Source organism: Paracidovorax oryzae ATCC 19882 (assembly GCF_000687165.1).
Taxonomy (GTDB): domain Bacteria; phylum Pseudomonadota; class Gammaproteobacteria; order Burkholderiales; family Burkholderiaceae_C; genus Paracidovorax; species Paracidovorax oryzae.
On record NZ_JMKU01000026.1, the window covers coordinates 1 to 17,104 of the forward strand.

Below are 17,104 nucleotides of genomic sequence, written 5' to 3' on the forward strand. Positions count from 1 at the left end.
CGCCCCGAGAGCCCTGCGAACTCCCGGTACAGCGGGCGTTCGTGCAGTTCTTCCTCCATGGCCGGGTCGCTCAGGTTCCACCACAGTTGCAGGCAGTGGATGCGCAGCATCGTCTCCACGGCGAATGGCGGGCGTCCACCCAGTGCCTGGTGCGCGCCGCGCGCATGCGGCTGGATCAGCGCCACCAGCGCCGCCCACGGCACCACCCGGTTCATCTCTTCAAGGAAGATCTCCTTGCGGGTCTTCTTGGGCAGGGGATCGAACCCCAGCATCTGCTGCTGCTCATGCGTCATGCTCGCCATCTTGCCTGCGGCTCACTTCACGCGCCAGTCAGCGATGGGGTTTTGCAGACCTTCCCTAGTATGGAAGTATTATTTCTTCTATTTCTTCTGCGAGCTCGAAAGATACTTGTTTTATTAAAAAACTTCTCAAAATTTCGTATGATTCGGCAGACAAATTTTTTTTCCATGAATAAAGAAAATTCAAATTTGCATGCGAATTTTTTAGCCTAAGGGCAATTGTATCTATATAATATTGATCATATTCATCATCATATATTTTGACGATTTTTTCATCCCATTCATCTCTAGGGTCTGATGCGTCTCCTATGATTTCTTCGTGAATACTTGTGCGGTAATGAGGTGGCTTTGATCCTTCATCTAATGCTATGACTGAAGCAATTGTTTCGTCATCATAGAAAAAATCATTCGATAGGGTCTCGATGCGTTCTCCTGCACTTGATATCTTTTCCGATAAATATTCGTTGTTTAATGGGTGAATAAAGCCTTTTTCCAATCTTTTAAGGTATCTTTCAATTGTATTTTTCGCGATTGGATTGAAGTATTTATGTATGGAGTTTCGTAGTATTTTCTCTGTTGGACTGTTTTTGGTCGGGTTTTTTATCAGGCTTTCAATTGATTTGTTTGTGGATTGTAGGTAACTCCTGGCTGTTAATATTGTCTTGAGCCGGTCTTCTTTGGGGTATTTGGGAAATAATGTATCGAAGCAGCAATTTAGGCTGGTTAATATTGTGAGATCGATAGCATCGTTTAGCATTTTATCTACTCGGAAATTTGGGGATTTCGATTCGCGAAGCGTCTCTGGTTGCTTGGGGTAGCTTTTTGTGGGTTGAGCCACAGCCTTTGGTGTCATATGCCTCGATGTCGTATTTTAGATTGTCGAGAACTTCTTGCGCAGCATTTACATGCCCGTCCCATGTTCCCACTCCATCAAGTGATCCACCTTTTCCTTTGAAGCTATCTGATTTTGCTCTCCTAAATAGATCAAGTTTGTCTTCGAGCAGATGTTCAACTCTTTCAAGCACACCCCTAGATCCTTGCGTTTCTTTCTTTCCAATAGATGTGCTTAGTGCATCTTTATAGATTTCTTCACATGTTCTTTGATCTTCGCAAGGGCATTTTTTTCGATTTCTTTTTGAACGAAGCCCTAAAGGATCAATCCAAGTTAGAGGGTTGGCAGCATAAATTCCGAGGTTGATGCCGCCCATTAAACCGATCGGATCCTCGCCAACAAATCTCCCGATAATGGGGTCATAGTATCTAAATCGGTTGTAATGTAATCCGGTCTCTTCATCAAATTGTTGCCCTTGTAACCGGAAGGGCTGCTCTGCGGGTGGAGCAGTTTGGCCCGTTCGAGGGCTATCTGCATCGTGTGCATACGCTCTGGGTTCATGTATTTTGCGGGATAATCCAGAAATGCTGTCAGTGCCTGTCGCTGATCTCGGCAAGGCCCGCAACACCGCCTCTCCCCATACCCTGTAATCGACCGCCCAGGCAATCTGCCCCTGCACATTGGTCAACTCCAGCGGCGCTCCGATCTGGTCGCAGTGGTACCAGTAAGTATGTTGTTCCTCTGCCGTACCTTGGACTGTGGCCAGCGGCACGAAGCTGTCTGGCTCATAGATGAACAGCGATCCGCGCCCGCCGCGCTGGCTATGCACCATCAGGTCCCCATCCCAGAGATAGTGCGTGGAGCCGAACCTATCGCTCTTCGTAACGCGGCGGCCAAGGGCATCGTAGGCGTAGCGGGTGGCCTGCGTCACCCCGTGTCGGGTGGTGGTGGATTCGACCAGTTGGTGGTCGGCGTTCCAGCGCAGTTCGATGGTTTCGTGGTGGCCGGCCTTGCGATTGCCGCGCGTGCGCTTCGTGACGTTGCCATGCAGGTCGTACTCGTAGTGCAGGTCCTGGTAGAAGCGCAAGCGGTTGTCGCCCACCACGCCCAGTCCTTGCTGGGGTATGCCCTGGCCTGCCTGCTGGCGCTGCATCTGCGCTTCGTTGGCGTCCAGCAGGTTGCCTGCGGGATCGAAGGCGAACAGTTCCCTGGCGAGTGCGCTGCCTTGGGCAGGCAGCGCGGCGAGGATGCGCCCCGTGGGGTCGTAGCGGAAGTCCTGTCGGCCGCGCGAGGTGTCGGCACGCGCGATGAGCTGGCCCTTGGCATCGTAGGCGTAGGCGCGTTCCAGCACCGCGCTTGACGCATTGGATCCCGCTGGCGCCATATTCCCGCTGCCCCGCAGGCTGGCGCGGTGGCTCACGAGGCGGCCCGCCGGATCCCAGCCGTAGTGGCTGGTGGCGGCGCCCTGGCTTCGCTCGATCTCACGGTGCAGTGCGTCGCGCTCGATGTCGGTGATGACTTCGTGGGCGCTCTGGTCGTCCGTTGGCGCGATGTTGATCTGGTGCAGATGCCCGGAGCCGTAGAACAGCCAGTTCAGCGTCCGCCCGTCAGGCAGGCACGTGCGGATGCGGTTGCCCAGCGGATCGTAGGCGTGGGAGAGCGTGCGCACGAGGTCGTCAGACGCTGGATGGCCGGGGCGGTTGCGGCCCATGCCCGCCCCACCTTGACCGATCAGCGTTTGTGTCTCCGACAGCAACTGCCCCACCGGGTCATAGGCGAATGCGAGGTGCGCCGCGCCATTGTTCGCCTGGGTGAGGCGGCCCAGCGCGTCATAGCGATAGCTGGATTCCTCCACGGTGCCATGCCCGTGCGATCGCTTGGCCAGCAGCTGGCCGAGCGCGTCACGCTCAAAACGCGTGGCCTTGCCCGGGCCGGCCTCGCAGCCTCCCGCTTCGATCACGTGCGTGAGTTCCCCCGCGGGGTTGTAGACGTAGCGCTGCCAGCGGCCGTCGAAGCCGATCTCGTCGGTGAGTTGGTCGCGCAGGTCGTAGCGGAAGGTGGTCTGCGCGCGGTTCTCGTTGATGAGAGAGACGAGACGGCCGGCGGCGTCGTAGTGGTAGGCCAGGATGCGGCCGGCCGCGTCCTGGCGGGTGAGGGGGCGGCCCGCGCCGTCGTAGGTGTAGCGGGTGGTCTGGCCGAGCGGATCGGAATAAGCCAGCAACTGGCCTTCGCCGTTCCAGGCGTATTGGTGTACTGCGGGTGCGCCGTTCATGCCGGGCTCTTCCACGCGCACCAGCCTGCCTGTGCCGTCATAGGCGTAGCGCGTGGTGTGACCGAGCGCATCGGTGCGTTCCAGGATCTGCCCCATCGGGCCGTAGGCGAAGCGTGTGGTGCGGCCCGAGCAGTCGGTGGTGGCGACAAGGTTGCCGGCCTCGTCCCACGACAGGCGCCGCGTGCCGCCGCGCGCGTCGGTGATCTCCACGGGCCGGCCCTGTGCGTCGTAGGCGTAGCCGGTGGCCTGTTCCAGGGGATCGATGGAGCGCACGAGATGGCCACGAGCGTCGTACTCGCGTCGCCATGCATGGCCCATGGCATCGCGCAGCACGGTGACGAGGTCCCGCCGGTCGTATTGCAACTGCGTGCTCTGCCCCAGTGCATCGGTGACCTGCACGATGTTGCCGCGCGCGTCGGTGCGCAGGCTGGTGCGCCGGCCCAGCGCGTCTATGCGTCCGCGCGGGGTGCCCGTGGCGTCGAAGGGGGTTTCCTCGCGCACGGACTCGGGCGTGCCTTCTGCGGTGACTGTGGCCACGATGTTGAAGCGCGCGTCCCAGTGGTAGGCGGTGACGCGGCCCAGGCCGTCGATGTGGCGGGTGATGCGCTCGGCGGGGAAGTAGGCGAAGCGGTCGTCGTCCTGGCCGGGCACGGGCGTGTCGGCACACCAGGAGCGCAGCACGCGGCCCTCGGGGCTTTCGTGGTCGTATTGGGCGAAGTAGCGGTGGCCGCTGGCCTTGCGGTAACCCACCAGCACGCCCGAGCGCCAGGCGTATTGGCGGTAGGGGGCGGCGCCGTGGTGGGTGGCGACGAGCTGACCGTGGGCATCGTAGTCGTAGCGCGCAAGTTCGGTGGGTGCATGGCCAGGCACGAGGAGTTCGACACGTGCGATGCGTTCGCCCTGCAGGGCATCGTGCGTTGCGGGGGCCGGGGAGCGCTGCCATGCCAGGCGAAGGTGGCGGCCGGCCGTGTCGGTGAGGCCGGTGAGTCGCAGCGGGCGGAAGGCTGCGGCGAACGGATCCGGGCTGGGTCGTGCCGCCACTCCCTCACGCGCCCGGCGTTCTTGCTCCTGGCGGCCGCTCCAGGTCAACGGCTCTGCCGTGCCGCCGCCGGTGCCGGGTTCCATGGGCTCCCAGTGCATTGCGATGGCGTTGCCATCGCGGTCCTGCAGACGGGCGAGCGGGAGGCGCCACTGCTCGGGGGCCTCGCGGCGGAAGTGGTGTTGCAGGCCGCTCTTGTGCTCGACGATCCACAGGTCGGCGCCAGGGCGGCGCACGGTGAATTTCTCGTAAGGGTCGAAGTAGTCGGTGCCTTCGGGCACCAGGGGCAGCGGGACATGGCGGCCGGCCTCGTCCAGCAGGACCATTCCCTCGGCCGAGAGGCGCAACTGCTGCGCCACCGGGTGGCTCCAGCCGCGCCCGAAGGGCCCGTCCTCGGCCAGGCCCGAGCGGTAGCGCCTGCGCCAGGGCAGGGACAGTAGCGGGCCGGGGCCGGGCAGGGTGAAGTCCGTCTCGTCCATGAGCTTCTGCCCGCTGGAGATGAGCACGGGGCTGCCGATGGCGCACGATTCACAGGGGCCCTTGCCGTGGGGCGGCTTGGTGTCGCTCTGCGCCGTCGTGGGCTTTTTGTCGTTGTTACCTTTGCTTTTGGTGCTGACCTTGAACCTCTTGCCGGCCAGCGCCAACAGGAGCGCGAATCCGCTGCCGAGCATCCATTTCGCCAGCTGCTCACGAGCCGCCTCCCTCTGCGCCTCCGTCATGGGGGAGCTCCAGGTCTCCATGATGGATTTCAGCTCCTCCGCGGCGGCGAGCCCTGATTCCCCCAGGGTGGCGATGCGGTCGGCCATCAATGCGCCACCCACGATCTGCCCCGCCACGGGAATACTCTGCGCTGCTGCGGCCGCCATCGAAAGAGCCAGGCCGCCGTAGGTCGCAGGGTCCTTGAGCACTTCCATGATCTCGTCGATCTGCTCCTGCGCCGCCCCCTTGAAATGATCGACCGTCATGCCGCCCAGGACGTCCTTGCCGTTGCGCACCGTCTGCTGGACCTCCGGGGCGAGCTTGCTCAGGATGGAATTCGTCAGCGTGGTCACGCCGTTCACGACCATCTCGCCGGATTCATGGACCACCGTCTTCACATAGGTCACATGTTCGTTGACCTTGTCGCGCACGTTGGTGAACAGGCCCACGATGACGCTGACCGGATCGTGCTGGCCCTGGTCCATTGCGCCGTAGCGGTTGGCCATCTGCGTGCCATGCTCGCGGATGGTGCCCAGTGGAACGTCGATGGCGCGGCTGTTGTTGGCGTGCCATGCCACGCCGGGCGTGCCGCTGGTCTTGAGCTTGACGGGGGTGGCCGGCTCGAAGGTCCATCCGTTGGCGACCTGGGTGATCGCGCCGTTGCCCCCGCTGAAGATATGCGTTCCCATGTTCGGTCGGCTCCCTGTTCTTGTTCGTGTCGGTGTTTCTTTTTCTGCTCGTCAATCGCCGTGCTGGAGGAAGCGCGACGAATAGGTGCGCACTGTGTCCACGGCCGCGCCGTCGCTCGCCGTTGCCGGATGGGCATCCCGCCTTCCAGGTAGCGTCACCGCGCGTTCCAGCGCCACCGCCGCAGCGCCGCTGCCCTCGTCGAGTGCCCAGGACAGCACCGAATTCGGCGGGCGCTCGTCATGCCATGCGCGCTCGGCGGCCAGCGCCCAATGCACGGGCCCGGTGGCTGCGCCCACCTGCCCGATCACGGCGGCAGGCTCCCACTCGGTGGGTTCCAGGTCCGGGGCTGCGCGCACGCGGGCGTTCACCTGGGCGAGTGCCCTCCATGCGGAGCCATCGAAATCCGAGATGCCATAGCCCACGTCCTCGCCCTGCCAGCCGGCCTGGGCCAGCGCGTTGCGCAGCACTTGTTCGAGCGCGCCGGTGTCGGGCGGCTGTGGTGGCCTTCTGTGCGGGCTGCCGCTTTCCGCCAGGGCGGGGGCGTGCAGCACGAGGTGGCGCTCGCTGCTGGCGTGGGTATCGGGCACGCTGGCCAGCCACAGGCAGGCCGCCGCTTCGCTCGCGACGCAGCCTTCCGGCGTGCGGTCGGTGAGCAGCGCGCCGTTTGCGTAGGCCCGGGCCAGCCGCGGCGCGTCGAGCAGGCTGTCCACGGCCATGAGCAGCGCGGTGCCGCCGCCGGGTGCGGTGGTGCCCTGCAGCGCAGACAGTGCCGCGAAGCCCGCCGTATGGCCGCCGCGCACGAAGCGGCAGGGCCGCGTTGTCCAGGGCGCTTCGGCCCCCGGGCCGGCCCAGCGTGCCAGTTCTGCAAGGCTCAGTCGCCAGACCTCGGCGCAGTCTGCGTCTGCCATCCATGCAGGCAAGGCCAGGACCATCTGATCAGGGACTGACAAGCGGACCGAACTTCCTGCGGCCAGCAGGCTGGCACCGAGGTCAGCCAGCGCGGCGCCCAGAAGGCGCGCCAGGCGCGGAATGCCAGTCGCGTCGCCGGCGATTTCCGGACAGGGGGCCGTGGTGATGGGATGCGGGCCGACGGCGGGCCAGGCGGACTTTCGGAACCGCTTCTGCAGGCCCACCCAGGAGGCGGCCGATTGCCATGCGCGCGTGCCGGCCGAGGTGACGGCGCCGCAGTGTTCGATGCGCCATAGGCGGTGGGGCGAAGCGGGGGAAGAGGAGACCATGGGAGCTGCGTGCGTCAGGCGGGCTGCGCGGAACATCGGGCGGCGTGGAATGGCACGGTCGAAGGCGAACGGGCGTGGGCGGTGATATGCACGAGGCCGATGTCTTCCCGGACCGGCAATGCGATGGCAGTGCGCCAGAGCAGGCTGGCGAGCCGCTCGCCGGTGTCCGCCATCAGCGTGTCCCAGCGCATCTCCTGCGGAGGCAGCAGCGTGCCCCCGGTGGTTTCCGCCTGGGCGGTGAGGGTGATCTCAGGCCAGGTGAAGAAGAGCGGGCCTGCCGCGTCCATGCCGTGCAGCGCCAGGCGATGGCCGGGGCGCGGGAACTCGCGCAGTTGCATCGCCTCGGGCGCGGCGTTGTAGTGCCGCGGATCGAAATCCTCCGGCAATTCCGGTGCGCGCGTGGCGCGCCAGTGTTCGTCGAAGGTGCCCTGCAGGTCGCGGCGCGGCACGTGGTGGGGCGGGACGGGACCCAGCGCTGCGGGCTCGGGCCGGTCGTCCCAATCGCGCATCAGCCGGTCGGCCGGCTCCACCCAGGGCAGGGGCCGGCCCCGGGCATCGGCGGCCGTACGGTAGTACCCCATGCCTTCCGGGTTGGCTTCGATGGCTTGGTGCTGGCCCGTGGCGGGGGCGGTGCACTGGCCGCCGAAGGCGAAGGGGCGCAGCAGCGGGATGCGCGATGCCGTGTGCGCGCAGTCCGCGCGCAGCCGGCCCAGGCCGCCGAAGTCGGCCGTCCATGTTCGGGGCGCGAAGGCGCGCAGGGCCAGCAGTCGGCGTGCTGCGGGGCCGGCCAGGACATCGACGGCCGCCTCCATGGAGCGCACGGGCTGGCCCCCGGGCGCCACGGCCCAAGCATGGAGCAGCAGGTCGAAGCAGGGCTTCGGGGGCACGTGCTCGGATTCGATGCGGCCCCAGCATTCATTCGCCCGGTCCGCGATGGCGGCGGCCTGTGCGTCTTCGAGCGGCAGGCTGCCCAGCGTTTGCTGCAGGCCGCTGCGGAAGATGGGGGCCTGCCGTTCCGCAGGTGCGAGGCGCGCAGGTGCGCCTTCCGTGTGGGACAGCAGCCAGCTGCCTTTCACGGCGACCACCAGGGCGGGGCCGGTTTGCGTGTCCCGGTGCAGGAACGTCTGGGCCCGGAACGGCGTGTGGTTGAGGATCTCGCAGCTCATGGGTTGTCGCTGCCGTCTTCGAGCGAGGCGATCAGTTGCACGGCTTCGACGGCGGCCATCTGGCGCGTGGCCAGGTCTTCCGGCTGCAGGGGAAAGCACCGGGCGCCGTAGCGCGCGTGCTCGGTGTACAGCCAGCGCCGCAGGGTATGGCCCACATCGAAGGCCTGCTCCAGGCAGGCGCGCGACGACCACGGGCGGGCACCGCGCAGGCGTACCGGCTCCAGCGCCCAGAGCCGCTCCTTCGTGGCGGGATCGGCCCAGGAGGTGATGTCATCGGGCGCGAGGCCGGTGCAGCCGTTGGCGGCGAACACGCCACAGGCGAGTGCGCGCAGCGCGCCCTTCCGGGCCTCCGGGCTGGCCCCCTGCGTGTTGGCCTGCTCCGGCGGCACCTGCCCGAAAACCAGTTGCAGCACGTCGCGCTCTGCCGGGCTCACGGGCCGATCCTGCCGTTCGATGAAGTCGAGCACGGGTAGCAGGCCGCGCGCCCTGCCGGTGAGTGCCACCACGCGCAGCGCGGTGTCGTTGGGCACGCGCAGCCCGCCCACCACCGCGTCCAGCGCGGCGTCGGGCTCGCGGGCCGCCCAGAGTGCCATGGCCGCATCGGCGGCCAGCGCCCAGCCGACGGGATGGGATTGCTCGGTCGGGCCGTCGTGCGCGGTGATGCGGGTGATGTAGTTCCGTACCTCTGTTGCCAGCCGTTGCCCGCCGGTGATGGCCAGCGCCCGCAGCGCCGTGATCTGGCGCGCCAGGTCCTGGCCCTGCAGCACTTCGGCCCAGCGTTCCTCTGCGCGCGGCGGCAGCGTGTCCATGCCGGCGCATGCCAGCAGGCAGGCATCCTGGTCAGCGCCGTTGCGGGCTGCGGCATAGACGGCATCGGCCTGCACCGGCAGGGCCAGCCGTCCGGCCAGTTGCACGCCGCAGTCCCGCACCAAGGGGTTGGCGGCAGCGAGCAGCCGCGCGCAGGTGTCGGGCTGGCCATAGAACCACAAGGCATCGCCGACGGCGTCGGGGTGCTCGGCCAGCAGTGCTTCGATGAGTGCGAGGCGCGCGCCGGCGTCCGGCTCGTGGCGCTCGGACAGCATGGTTCGCACGAAGGCCGCGCCGGCCTGGTCTTCTGCCGGTGCTGCTGCGGCGGCTTCTGCAGCGGCGTCCAGGCAGGCGGGCCCATAGTAGCGGCAGACCGCGAGCAGGGCGTCCAGCCGCTGGTCCACGGCCTTGAGGGCGCGGACCGTGTGGCCGCCGCGCAGCAGACCCGCGCGGCGACCGTAGGCGCGGATGGCGATGCCCATCTGCCGGGACAGCATGCCGGGCAGCGGGGGCGGGGCGATCGATGGAACAGAGGACATCGTCTGAAAGTGCAATGGCGCGCTCTGGCCGGCACGGCCTCGGGCCTATGGCGGAAGAAGGCATGCCGCCCGGCCTGCCGGCGGGCGGCATGCCGGTCAGTTGAGCTCGATGGAACCGCCTTCGATGCGGTGCGTCTCGACCGCGGCCGACGTGATCTGGTGGGCCCGCGTCTCCACGGAGCCGTCCTTCTCGAACTGCATCCGGGTGTCGCCGCAGCGCAGCACCACGCGGCCCACGGCCGCCAGGTCGATCTGCGCCACCTCCAGCGCGAGGTTGCCGGTGTCGCGGTCGAACTGCCATGGCGGGCAGGCCGGCGCTCCCGGGGCTGGCCAGGCGGCCACGACCAAGGCCGGTAGTGCTGCACCGTTGCCGCTGGTGCCTTCCTGGCCTTCTGCCGGGAGCGCGGCCAGCACGGATTGCCCCGTGATCACGCCCGGCACTTGAGACGCCAGTGCGGCGCGCCATTCGCGGCCGTTGCACAGAATGACCGTCTCGTCGTGCCCAACCCGTAGTACCTGGGCGGGGAAGAGCCCGAAGGCCGCGCCGGCATCCTGATGGGCCGATGCGGTTCCGGCATCCTCGCCGGATGTGCGCAGTACGCGGAGGTCAGTTTTCATGGATGCCTCCGGAATTGGTGGTGACGTCGCTGGCGCCGATGAGCTTGATGCTCTCGCCGTTGGCGGTGATGGTGCCGTCGGCCTGCAGGATCAGCGTGCTGCCGCCCACCTTGAGGGTGATGGATTCGGCATCCATGGTGATGCTCGATCCGCCGCCTCCGCCTCCGCCGCCTTGCGGAGAAGACGCGACGATGTTCTTGGCGCCGCCTGCGGCGGGCGCCCCGCCTCCACCACCGCCGCCCACGGTGAGCGTGTATTTGGTGCCCACGTCCGTGTTCTGGTTGGAGCCGACCTTCACGCTGCGGTCGCTGCCGACCATCGTGGTCTGCGTGCTCCCGACCACGGTCGCCATGACGGCGCCCACGTTGAGGTTGTAGGCCACGCCGACGTTCTCCATCCGACCCACGCCCACGTTCTGCATGTAGGCGATGCCGATGGTCTCCGTCTTCATCTTGCCGACCTTGATCGACCAGTTGTTGCCGATCTTGTCCTTCTCATTGCGGCCAATGGTCTTCGTGCGGTTCTTGCCGATGGAGACCGTCTCGTCGATGCCCACGTCCTCGCGGCGGTTGTCGCCGATGCTGATCTTCTCGTCGTGGTCCACCCGCTCTGTGCGGTTGTTGTGCACCGTGATCTTCTCGTCTCGGTCCACCGTCTCCGTGCGGTCCCGGTGGATCACGTTCGTCTCGTCCCGGTCGATCGTCTTGCGCCGGTCCTGACCCACCCACTTGTCCTCATCGTTCTCGACTTCGGTAAGCTGGTCCTTCTGCGCATGCAGCCATAATTGCTCCGCGCCCTTCTTGTCCTCGAAGCGGATCGCGTTGGCGTCGCCGCCTCCGTTCTTCATCCCGTCGCCGAAGGCCCCGCCCTTGCTCGACTTGGTCTTGATGCCCGACTGCGTGGCATTGCCGGGCAGGCCCCAGGGCGGCATGTTGGCGGCGTTATAGACGCAGCCTAGGATGATCGGATAGTCCGGGTCGCCGTTGAGGAAGTCCACGATGACTTCCATGCCGATGCGCGGCGTGAACACGGCGCCGAAGCCGGGGCCGGCCCAGCTGGTGGAGACGCGCACCCAGCAGCTGGAGTTCTCGTTCATCGCGCCGATGCGGTCCCAGTGGAACTGCACTTTCACGCGGCCGTACTGGTCGGTCCAGATTTCCTCGCCGGGCGGGCCCACGACCACGGCCGTCTGGGGGCCGGTGGTGCGCGGGCGCGGGGTGGCCACTTCGGGGCGGTAGGGCACGGAGGTGGGGTGCACTTCCATGCTGAATTTCTGCACCGAGCCGGCCTGCGTCTGCCCGGCGCCGCCCGTGCCCTGGGTGGCCTGCACGTTCTCTTCCAGGTGGTAGTGCACGCGGGTGACGAGGTACTGCCGGTTCTGGTCGCCGCGCGGGTAGTTCTCCAGCACGATGGTGTAGCCCGGGGCGATGCTGCGCTTGTTCAGTTCGGCATGGGCGCGCTCGCGGGCCGCCATGCCTTCTTCCATGTGCAGCCGCGTGTAGGTCTCTCCGTCGGCGAACTCGGTGTAGCCGCCCGGCCATTCGTAGCGCTCGTAGGCATCGTGCGCATGGCCCGGGGGCGACTGGCGCATCTCGGAAAGATCGGCGCGCGGCTTGGTGAAGTCGTAGTCGTCCAGGTAGGCGCGACCGGGCGCGACGCCCTGGCCCATGCGCCAGGCGAAGATGTGCTCGCGGTCGGCGATCGCCATCTTGCCCGGCGGGTAGAAGGGAATCACGTGCCCGCCCGGCAGCGGCGCGTGCGACGCCACCACGTCGTCGGCGAAGACCACTGTATGGCTGCCGCTCGCGTGCTCCACGAACCAGTAGATGCCCTCCGATTCGCACAGGCGCGAGACAAACTGGTAGTCGCTCTCGTGGTACTGCACCGTGTAGGGCCGGCTGCGGTAGCCGCGCGTGAGGCGCAGCACGAAGGGCCGGCCATAGCGCGAGAGTACCTGCGAGACGATGGCCGGCACGTCCATTTCCTGGAAGATGCGGAAATCGGTGCGGCGCGTGGCAAGCCAGAGCCACGGCTGCAGGGTGAGCCGGTAGGCGATCTGCGCGGAGGTGTCCTGCCCGCGCATGCCGAAGCGGGTGACGATGCCGTCCAGGTAGCGGCGGCCCAGGCCTTCGGTTTCGATGGAGACGGTGGCGCCCAGGCCGAGCAGGGCCTTCGGGTCGATGCCCTTGTCCTTCGAGAGCAGATCGATCTCGAAGCCATACAGCGCCGACAGCGCTTCCTCTCCCTGCAGCTGGCGGAACTGCAGGGCCTCTCCCAAGGGTGTCTGAATGGTCACGCGGCGTTGCGTCATGCGATCAACTGTTTCCAGCCGTTATTTTTGTGGCGCGAATTATGGTGTGGTTCGCCCCGCGAACGCGTGCCACCGTCGAGTCAATTGCATCCAAATGTTCGACGTAGTGACGTGGAAGGCTGCAGTTGCCGGCGGTTCATGCCGCAGCGGCATGGAGTCATGGCGATGTCACACGGCCGGCCAACACTGGCGGCTTTCTTTCGTTACCCATCCCACTCCATGTCTCCACATTCCCCTTCCGCTGCCCTGCGACTGCCCCGGTTCCCGCTGGTAGCCCTGTGCGCGATCCCCTCGCTGTTCCTCGCCGCCTGCGGTGGTGGCGGTGATGGCGGCAGCTTCACCAGCAGCAAGCAGGCCACCGCCACGCTGGCCGTGCTGGAAACCACCGACCTGCACTTCAACGTGCGCAGCTATGACTACTTCAAGCTCGCCGAAGACAAGTCGTACGGCTTCGAGCGCACGGCCACCCTGGTGCGCCAGGCCCGCAAGGAGTTCGCGAACACGCTGCTGGTGGACAACGGCGACACCATCCAGGGCACGGCCCTGGCCGACTACGAAGCCGTGGTGAAGACCATTCCGTGCAACCAGCAGCTGTCGATGTACAAGGCGATGGGTGCCCTGGGCTTCGACGTGGGCACGCTGGGCAACCACGAGTTCAACTACGGCCTGCCGTTCCTGAACCAGGTGCTGGGCGGAGGCATGCAGGTCGATGGCGTGGATTCCAGCGTGAAGTGCGCCGGCGCGGGCTACCCCACGGTGCTCGCCAACGTGTACAGCAGCAAGACCCGCCAGCCGCTGATCCAGCCCTACACGCTGATCGAGAAGACCGTGGTGGCCACCGACGCCGACGGCAAGGAAGTGAAGCTGCCGATCAAGGTCGGCGTGATCGGCTTCACCACGCCGGGCATCATGAACTGGGACAAGCGCTACCTGGACGGCAAGATCTACACGGAAGGCGCCGTCGAGGCCGCCACCCGATACGTGCCGGAACTGCGCGCCAAGGGTGCCGACGTGGTCGTGGCGCTGCTGCACGGCGGCCTGGACGCCAGCGCCTACACCTCCACCATGGAGAACCCGGGCCTGTACCTGTCCAAGGTGTCGGGCATCGACGCGATGGTGATGGGCCACCAGCACAGCGTGTTCCCCGACACGGCGGCCACGCCGGCCTTCACCCAGGCGGGCGTGGACAACAAGGCCGGCACCATCAATGGCGTGCCCGCGGTGATGGCCAGTTCGTGGGGCAAGGCCCTGGGCGTGGTCCGCCTCGCGCTGAAGTGGGACGGCAAGGCCTGGACGGTGGACAAGAGCGCGTCGAAGAGCGAGCTGCGCAACATCCAGACCGGCAAGGACGCCGCAGGCAAGGCCACGTTCGTGGATGCCGACAGCAGCATCGCACCGCTGGTCGAAACGCAGCACCAGGCCACCATCGGCTATGTGAAGACGCCCATCGGCAGCACGGACTTCCGCATGAGCACGCTGTTCGCCGACGTGGGCGACCCGGGCGCGATCCAGATCGTGAACCAGGCGCAGCAGGCCTACGTGTCGGCTTACATCCAGGCCAATCTGCCGCAGTACAAGAGCCTGCCGGTGCTGTCGGTGAGCGCGCCCTTCAAGTCCGGCTTCCAGGGCGGCGCCGACTACACCGACGTGGCCGTGGGCCCGCTCGCGATCTTCAACGCGGCCGACCTGTACCTCTACCCGAACACCGTGTACGCGGTGAAGGTGAACGGCGCCGACATCAAGAACTGGCTGGAGGCCGCCGCCAAGCGCTTCAACCAGATCGATCCGGCGAAGACGTCCGAGCAGGCGCTGATCAGCACCTTCCCGGGATACAACTTCGACATGTTCACCACGGCCGACGTGCAGTACGAGATCGACGTCACCCAGGCCGTCGGCAGCCGCATCAAAAACCTGACCTACAAGGGCCAGGCGATCGACCCGGCGCAGGAGTTCGTGATCGCCACGAACAACTACCGCGCGACCAGCGGCAAGAGCTTCATCGACAAGCTGGACGGCTCCGGCACGATCTGGGCGTCGCCTGATGCGAACCGCGACGTGGTGATCGACTACATCCGCAAGAACCCGTCCGTGACGCGCTCGGCCAACGGCAGCGCCAAGAGCTGGCGCTTCACGAAGGTGAAGACCTCCGGCCCGGTGGTGTTCAATTCCGGCGCCAATGCGATATCCGTGGCGCAGGCCGCCGGCCTCTCGAACATCTCCGTGCTGGCCGCGGACGATGGTTCGGGCAAGGGCACGTCGAAGTACGCGGTCGATCTGTCGAAGTAACAAAGAGGGCGGCAGGCATCCTGCTGACAGCGCCGGCGGCCTTTCCGGGTCGCCCGGCGCTGTTTTGCTTGGAAAAAGCGTCAGTCGTCCAGCTTCTCGCGCAGCACCTTGCCGGTGGTGGGCTCGATGCGCAGTTCCACCGGCTGGTTGGCGGCGTTGGTGGCCTCGGCTTCCCAGAAGCCGTCGTCGTAGTCGATGTCGCGGATGCGGGTGTATCCCGCCACCTGCAGGGCCTGCCGGACCTGGTCCGCGCCCAGCACCGGCTGGCCGTTGAGCGTGCCGCCATTGCGGCCCACCTGGCTCAGTACCTCCAGCGTCGCGGGGTGCAGCACGAATTCCACCTTCTCTCCCTGCAGTGTGGACTGGCGTGCCTTCGCTTCCCAGAAGCCGTCATCCAGCTCCACGTCATAGACGACGGCGTAGCCGGCGGCGCGCAACCGCTGCGTCACCTGGTCCACGCCGGGCAGGGCGCCGCCGATGTCGTTCTTGCGCACGGCGGTGAAGCTGCCGTCGGCATCCTTCACCAGCACGGTGGCGCGGGCCCCGTCGCTGGAGACGGCGCTGGCCGTCCAGTAGCCATATTGCTTCTGCAGGTCGTGCGGTGCGACGTACTGGTTGCGGGCCATCACGTCGACGGCCTCTGCGGCGCTCAGGGCCCAGGCCATGGAGGGCAGGGCGGTGGCGGCTGCGGCGGAGAGCGCGATCGTCACGAGGGTTTTCTTGTCCACGGTGTTTCCTTTCGAGGTTGCGGTGGTTGGCAGGTGATGGCGGCAGTGTGTGCCGCGCTCCCTAAATCCACCGTGAAGCGCCCGTTCATGCCCCGTTTAATGCGGGCCGCAATAATCGGGCGATGACACGACCGACACCCGGTGCTTTCCTGCGGGCCGCCGCTCTTGCCGCGGCGGCGCTCGCGTGCGCGCAGGCTCCCGCCGCCGAGCAGGACGCGGCGCGGCGCGGCGTACTGGCCGGCCAGCTCAAGCCCCTCAACAGCATCATTGCGGACATCGGGCGCAAGTACGGAGGGCGCGTCATCGAGGTGGAGACCAAGAGGGGCCGCCAGGGCGAGCTCCGCTACGAGATCAAGGTCATCGACGCCCGGGGCGAGAAGCACGAGGTGCTGGTGGACGCGGCTTCCGGCGCCGTGGTCGCGCAGGAGCGCGAGTGGCCGACGCAGCCCGTCCCGCTGGCGCAGATGGCCCGCTACATCCGGCAGCTGGAGCAGAAGTACGGCGCCCGCGTGGTGAACGCGGAATTCGAGCGCGACGGCCAGGGGCAGGCGGTGTACGAGGTCAAGCTCTCGGACCGGCCCGCCGGCGAGACGAAGCTGCTGCTGGACGTGCGCACGGGCGAGGTGCTGCACCCGCCCGAAGCCGGCGCCGTGCAGCCCCCGCCCAGGTCCATGGCGGTCATGCTCGAATCGCTGCGCCCGAAATTCTCCGGGCTGGTGCTGGAGGTGGAGCTGGAGACCGACCACCGCCGGCGCCCCTACTACAGTGTCGAACTGCAGCAGCCCAACGGCTTCAAGCTGGAACTGGAAGTGGATGCCGCCACCCTGGAGGTGACGCGGCAGAAGGTGGACGACGACTGATGCGCGTACTGGTGGTGGAAGACGACGTGGCGCTGACGCGGCAGCTGCGCGAGGCCCTGGAGGCCGCGGGCTTCGCGGTGGACGTGGAGCACGACGGAGAGGCCGCGTCCTTTGCCGGCAGCGTGGAGGCCTACAGCGCCGCAGTGCTCGACCTGGGCCTGCCGCTCAAGGACGGCCTGAGCGTGCTGCACGACTGGCGCGAGGCCGGCCGCGGCTGGCCCGTGCTGGTGCTCACGGCCCGCAACCGTTGGAGCGACAAGCTCGCCGGCTTCAACGCCGGGGCCGACGACTACCTGACCAAGCCGTTCCTGATGGACGAGGTCGTGCTGCGGCTGCGGGCCATGCTGCGCCGCGCGGCCGGGGCCGCCGCCGCGGTGCTGCGCGCGGGCCCGCTGGCGTACGACGCGGTGCAGGGCCGGTTCTCGCTGCACGGGCAGGCGCTGCAGCTCACCGCGCAGGAGCACAGGATCCTGGCGTACTTCATCCACCATCCGGGCAGGCTGCTCACGCGCACGGACATCACCGAGCACGTGTATGCGCGCGACCTCGATCCGGATTCCAACACGCTGGACGTGCTGATCGGCCGCATCCGCCGCAAGCTCGGCGCCGCGCCGCAGCTGGTGACCGAGCGCGGCCAGGGCTTCCGGCTCGTGGCCTCCGGTGCGCCGGGCTGACGCATGGCGGGGCCGGCCATGACGGACGGCGCAAGCCCAGGCCATG

12 protein-coding genes are annotated in these 17,104 nt (G+C 66.5%); 3 read left to right on the top strand and 9 right to left on the bottom strand.

The window, feature by feature from the left end; translation table 11 throughout:
- The 8 genes from T336_RS0118210 to T336_RS0118240 form a co-directional block, all read right to left on the bottom strand.
- Nucleotides 1-293, bottom strand: a 293-nt coding sequence (locus T336_RS0118210) for a transposase (RefSeq protein ID WP_167333658.1), incomplete at its 3' end; no start/stop codon positions are given.
- 64 nt (nucleotides 294-357) lie between these two features.
- Nucleotides 358-1,056, bottom strand: coding sequence for a hypothetical protein (locus T336_RS26765; protein WP_167333659.1), 699 nt, complete (start codon nucleotides 1,054-1,056; stop codon nucleotides 358-360).
- A gap of 1 nt (nucleotide 1,057) precedes the next feature.
- Nucleotides 1,058-5,830, bottom strand: coding sequence for an RHS repeat-associated core domain-containing protein (locus T336_RS25365; protein ID WP_244883984.1), 4,773 nt, complete (start codon nucleotides 5,828-5,830; stop codon nucleotides 1,058-1,060).
- A 51-nt stretch (nucleotides 5,831-5,881) separates the two neighbouring features.
- Complete coding sequence (locus T336_RS0118220) at nucleotides 5,882-7,069, bottom strand: hypothetical protein (RefSeq protein WP_026433627.1); 1,188 nt, start codon at nucleotides 7,067-7,069, stop codon at nucleotides 5,882-5,884.
- 14 nt (nucleotides 7,070-7,083) lie between these two features.
- The gene (locus T336_RS0118225) at nucleotides 7,084-8,235 is read right to left on the bottom strand and encodes a DUF2169 family type VI secretion system accessory protein (RefSeq protein ID WP_026433628.1); all 1,152 of its coding nucleotides are present in this window, start codon (nucleotides 8,233-8,235) and stop codon (nucleotides 7,084-7,086) included.
- Nucleotides 8,232-9,581 carry a hypothetical protein gene (locus T336_RS0118230; RefSeq protein ID WP_026433629.1) on the bottom strand — a complete coding sequence of 450 codons (1,350 nt, stop codon included), beginning with the start codon at nucleotides 9,579-9,581 and terminating at the stop codon, nucleotides 8,232-8,234. The genes T336_RS0118225 and T336_RS0118230 overlap by 4 nt, the downstream gene beginning before the upstream one ends.
- A 96-nt stretch (nucleotides 9,582-9,677) precedes the next feature.
- The gene (locus T336_RS0118235; RefSeq protein WP_026432928.1) at nucleotides 9,678-10,199 is read right to left on the bottom strand and encodes a hypothetical protein; all 522 of its coding nucleotides are present in this window, start codon (nucleotides 10,197-10,199) and stop codon (nucleotides 9,678-9,680) included.
- Nucleotides 10,189-12,510, bottom strand: coding sequence for a type VI secretion system Vgr family protein (locus tag T336_RS0118240; RefSeq protein WP_026433630.1), 2,322 nt, complete (start codon nucleotides 12,508-12,510; stop codon nucleotides 10,189-10,191). Before T336_RS0118240 ends, T336_RS0118235 begins: the two co-directional genes overlap by 11 nt.
- Before the next feature lie 219 nt (nucleotides 12,511-12,729).
- Between T336_RS0118240 and T336_RS0118245 the strand changes: the two genes are divergently transcribed.
- Nucleotides 12,730-14,796, top strand: coding sequence for a bifunctional 2',3'-cyclic-nucleotide 2'-phosphodiesterase/3'-nucleotidase (locus T336_RS0118245; RefSeq protein WP_026433631.1), 2,067 nt, complete (start codon nucleotides 12,730-12,732; stop codon nucleotides 14,794-14,796).
- Between the two features lie 80 nt (nucleotides 14,797-14,876).
- Here the strand turns inward: T336_RS0118245 and T336_RS0118250 are convergent, their stop codons facing one another.
- A complete protein-coding gene (locus T336_RS0118250) occupies nucleotides 14,877-15,524 on the bottom strand; it encodes a PepSY domain-containing protein (RefSeq protein WP_019702486.1) in 648 nt (215 codons plus the stop codon).
- 122 nt (nucleotides 15,525-15,646) lie between these two features.
- On the opposite strand from T336_RS0118250, the gene T336_RS0118255 reads away from it, so the two are divergent.
- Both T336_RS0118255 and T336_RS0118260 read left to right on the top strand, forming a co-directional pair.
- Complete coding sequence (locus T336_RS0118255; protein WP_019702485.1) at nucleotides 15,647-16,384, top strand: PepSY domain-containing protein; 738 nt, start codon at nucleotides 15,647-15,649, stop codon at nucleotides 16,382-16,384.
- Nucleotides 16,384-17,058 carry a response regulator transcription factor gene (locus T336_RS0118260; protein ID WP_026433632.1) on the top strand — a complete coding sequence of 225 codons (675 nt, stop codon included), beginning with the start codon at nucleotides 16,384-16,386 and terminating at the stop codon, nucleotides 17,056-17,058. Before T336_RS0118255 ends, T336_RS0118260 begins: the two co-directional genes overlap by 1 nt.
- Nucleotides 17,059-17,104 lie beyond the last annotated feature (46 nt).